Raw genomic sequence first — 4018 nt, forward strand, 5'->3', positions numbered from 1 at the left:
GGGCATGGTGGGCCGGGGCGGAGCGCGTGGCGTCAGGAGTCGTGGCATCGGGAGTCGTGGCGTCTGGCGGCATGCGGAGGATTCTTCCCCGGCTGTGACCCGGCCCACCATGCCCAGGGGTCGCCGACCACGCGTCCGGCGGCTTCCGTAGCATGAGGGGTCGTGACAGCCCGCACCCAGCGAAACCGTGCGCTGCCGCCCACGTGGCGGTGGCGGGCGTTGCTGGTGCTCGGGCTGCTGGCCGGGGTGCTCGGCATGCACGCCCTCGGGCCCGGTGGGGGCGTGGTCGCCCACCAGCCCTCGCATCACCAGCCCTCGCATCACCAAGCCATGAAAATGGGCGCGGACATGCGCGGCATGAGCGCCGCCGCGATCACCGACGAGTTCGTGTGCCATGGGGACGGACACGGCGGGCATGCGCAGCATGCCGACCCGAGCTGTGCGTCCGGCGCCGTCGGGGCCTCGTACGTACCGCCCGCTCCCGGAGCCGATCCCGTCGGCGCCGCGATCGCCACCTCCGACACCGGCCATCGGTACGTTCCCGACTCGCCCGGTGGCGGCCGGGCGCCCCCCTCGTTGGCCGAGCTGCAACTTCTGCGGATCTAGGACAAGACCGAGCCGTGACCGCCTTGCGCGCTACGGCGATCAGGCATGTCCCGAACCGTGACCGCGTCTTTCCATCGCAGGAGTTGCACCATGACCAGCATCCGTACCCTTGCCCGCCGTGCGGGCCTCGTCACCGCGGGCGTCACCGTCTCGCTCGTACTCGCCGCCTGTGGCAGCGACAACGGCGACGACTCGGGTTCCGCGTCGGCGGAGTCGAAGGAGTCGTCCTCGGCGAGCGCCGAGCCCGGCGCCGAGGCCAGTGCCGGTGCCCACAACGACCAGGACGTCTCCTTCGCGCAGGGCATGATCCCGCACCACCAGCAGGCCGTCGAGATGGCGGAGATGGCCGCCGACCGGGCCTCGTCCGCCAAGGTCAAGGACCTCGCCTCGCGGGTCGAGAAGGCCCAGGGCCCGGAGATCAAGACCATGACCGGGTGGCTGAAGACCTGGGGCGAGGACGCACCGATGGAGTCGATGCCCGGCATGGACCACGACATGCCGGGCATGGGCTCCGACATGCCCGGCATGATGGATAAGAAGGACATGGACGAGCTCATGAAGGCCTCCGGCAAGGACTTCGACACCATGTTCCTGACCATGATGGTCGAGCACCACGAAGGTGCCGTGGAGATGGCCACCACCGAGAAGGACAAGGGTGAGTACGGGCCCGCCAAGACCATGGCGGGCGACATCATCACCGCCCAGAACGCCGAGATCGAGGAGATGAACAAGCTCCTCGGCAAGGGCTGACAGCGAGTAGGGGCAAGGGTGTGGGCAGCCGCCCGAGCGACTGCCCACACCCTCACCCCCGTACGCCCCGTAGGTCTCGTTCAAGCGACCAGCGCCACCGCCCCCACCGCCGGCGTCCGCAGCGTACGGCGGGCCGTGGCGAGGCTGGTCACGAAGGTGGCCGCCGTGGCGACCGCGACGATGCCCAGCCAGATGCCCAGGCCCTGGTCCGGCAGGACGTGGTTCCCGTCCGTGCGGACCACGGTGAAGGGGATGATCCCGGCGAGTCCGGCCGCCGTACCGAAGAACACGCCCGTCGCCGTGAGGACGAGGGACTCGACGCCGACCATGCCGAGGACCTGGCCCGGAGTCGCTCCCGCCAGCCGCTGCTGCCCGAACTCCCGGCTGCGGTATGTGGTCGCCGCGTACAGGGAGTTGATCAGCATGATGCAGGAGAAGACCACGATGATGCCGACGACCACGAGGTTGAGCGTCTCGATGTTCTTGGCGTCGATGGACTTCGGGGCGCCGGACGCGTCGATGGCGTCGTTCTCGACCGCCTGCATGTAGAGGGTCGCCGTCGCCATGCCGGTGAAGAGGATCAACGGCATGAGGACACCGGACAGTTGGGCGGCGCGCTCACGCACGTTCCGTACGGCGAGGTAGCCGCTCGGCCCTGAGACGGGCAGCCGGTCGAGTACGGCCTTCAGCAGCCTCGGCGAGAGCAGCGCGAAGCCGACCGCGAGCAGGATCGAGCCGTACACCGGCGGTGCCATCAGCGCGGAGTCGGTCGCGGAGAAGGCGAAGGTGGAGCAGGTCGCGAGCCCGCCGACTGCCAGGGCGGCGTACGCGAAGAACTTCCGGACCCCGTCCCGGGGTTGACGCCTGCGCGTGGCCCGCCGCACGGCGAGGAACGCGGCGCCCGCCGCCGCGAGCAGTGTGATGGTGACGCCCGACTGGAGCGCGATGGGACCGAAGGAGTAGTCGACGGAGTCGGCGACCTGCCCGCTGTCCTGGAAGAGGGACAGCAGCGCCTGCCCGCCGAGCATCGCGGGGCCGATGGCGAGCAGTGCGCCCAGCAGGGCGACGACCACCGACTCCCCCACCACCATCCGCTTGATCTGCGCCGGAGTCGCGCCGGAACAGCGCAACAGGTCGATCTCGGAGGCGCGTTGGCGGACGTTCACCGTCAGGGTGGAGGCGACGGCGAAGAACACGAGCAACGAGCCGTAGCTGCCGACGACGCCCGCCGCGGTGGACAGGGTCTCCGCACTGGTGGAGTCGACGCCCTTCGCGCCGGCCGTGTCGTGCATCGAGTTGAACGTCATGATGATCGCCGCGCCCAGGAAGGCGGACAGCAGCGTCGCGGTGAAGCGGCCGGGGCGTTGCCGGATGGAACGCAGCGCGAGAGCGAACATGGCTCACACCCCCGCCATCACGTCGTCGCCGAGGTGCGCCAGGCGTTCGGCGACCGCGTCGACCGTGGGGCCACGCATGTCGCCCACGAGGCGGCCGTCCGCCAGGAACAGGACCGAGTCGGCGTACGAGGCCGCCACCGGGTCGTGGGTGACCATGACGACCGTACGGCCGTGGAGCCGTACCGCCTCCTGGAGCAGCCGCAGGACGTCGCGGGCGCTGCGGGTGTCCAGGGCGCCGGTCGGCTCATCGGCGAAGATCACGCTTGGTTCGGTGACCAGGGCGCGGGCGATGGCCACGCGCTGACGCTGGCCGCCGGAGAGCTGGTCGGGGCGGTGGCCGAGGCGGCCTTCGAGGCCGACGGCCGTGAGGGTCTCCTCCACGTGCTTGCGGTTGACGCGGCGGCGGGCGAGTTTCAGCGGGAGGATCGTGTTCTGGGCGACGGTGAGCGTGTCCAGGAGGTTGTACTGCTGGAAGACGAAGCCGATGCGGTTGCGGCGGAACTTCGTGAGTTCCGCCTCGGTCCCTCCGGTCATCTCGGCGCCGTCGACCATGACGATGCCGCTGTCCGGCCGGTCCAGGCCGGCCGCGCACTGCAGCAGCGTGGACTTGCCGGAGCCCGAGGGACCCATGACGGCGGTGAAGGTGCCGCGCGGCAGGCTGAGGGTCACGCCGTCCAGTGCGGTCACTTCGCTGTCGGCGGTGCCGTACGTCTTGCTGACCTTGACGAGGCGCAGGGCTTCGGTGGAGCCCTCGTGGTGTGCGGGTCGTTCGGTTCGGCGAAACATCGTGGTCACCCTCCGTCGGGGCCTGTTCGGGGCCCTTCCGTGGCACTCCTTGTGCCTCGGGAATGACGCTACGGAGGGGGCGGGGTCTGCGCATTGGGCGCAGACCCCGTAAGGGGAGGTGTACTTGGCGACACCCTGCCTGTCGGGTGCGGGTGCGTTGTGGCTGGTCGCGCAGTTCCTCGCGCCCCTGGGGTCCGGTGGTGGGTGCGGGGCCGTGGGCCGGTGCGTCAGCCCGTCGCAGGGTGGGCATACGGCCCGGTGTTGGTACACGGCCCTGGTGGCCTGAGAACGAACCTACGCGACGGGCATACGACGCACCGACCCACGCCCCCTCCCGCCGGTGGGTGAGTGCGGGTAGGTGGTGGCTTGGGGCGTTGCGGTTCCAGGGGCGCCCCTTCAGGGGCGCGGGGAACTGCGCGACCAGCCACGACGGCGCTGCAGCCGACAAACGACCCGGGTTTGCCCGCGGGGGCCTGGGG

The 4018-nt window shown here is 70.4% G+C and carries 4 protein-coding genes; 2 read left to right on the forward strand and 2 right to left on the reverse strand.

The annotated features are described in order from the left end of the window. Window positions 1-162: 162 nt before the first annotated feature. Window positions 163-606 (forward strand): DUF6153 family protein, encoded by a 444-nt coding sequence (locus G5C60_RS49795; protein WP_165270793.1) that lies wholly within the window; start codon window positions 163-165, stop codon window positions 604-606. A 90-nt stretch (window positions 607-696) separates the two neighbouring features. Continuing rightward, entirely contained in the window at window positions 697-1356 is a 660-nt protein-coding gene (locus G5C60_RS49800; protein ID WP_165270795.1) for a DUF305 domain-containing protein, read from the forward strand. 80 nt (window positions 1357-1436) lie between these two features. On the opposite strand, the gene G5C60_RS49805 is transcribed toward G5C60_RS49800, so the two are convergent. Beyond that, the gene (locus G5C60_RS49805; RefSeq protein ID WP_165270797.1) at window positions 1437-2753 is read right to left on the reverse strand and encodes an ABC transporter permease; all 1317 of its coding nucleotides are present in this window, start codon (window positions 2751-2753) and stop codon (window positions 1437-1439) included. A gap of 3 nt (window positions 2754-2756) precedes the next feature. Beyond that, complete coding sequence (locus tag G5C60_RS49810) at window positions 2757-3539, reverse strand: ABC transporter ATP-binding protein (protein WP_165270799.1); 783 nt, start codon at window positions 3537-3539, stop codon at window positions 2757-2759. Window positions 3540-4018: the final 479 nt, after the last annotated feature.

Source organism: Streptomyces scabichelini (assembly GCF_011045015.1).
Taxonomy (GTDB): domain Bacteria; phylum Actinomycetota; class Actinomycetes; order Streptomycetales; family Streptomycetaceae; genus Streptomyces; species Streptomyces scabichelini.

What these genes read in the sequence shown, in the direction of transcription:
- G5C60_RS49800 (WP_165270795.1), top strand. Translation starts at nt 697, where the DNA reads ATGACCAGCATCCGTACCCTTGCCCGCCGTGCGGGCCTCGTCACCGCG.
- G5C60_RS49805 (WP_165270797.1), bottom strand. Translation starts at nt 2,753, where the DNA reads ATGTTCGCTCTCGCGCTGCGTTCCATCCGGCAACGCCCCGGCCGCTTC.
- G5C60_RS49810 (WP_165270799.1), bottom strand. Translation starts at nt 3,539, where the DNA reads ATGTTTCGCCGAACCGAACGACCCGCACACCACGAGGGCTCCACCGAA.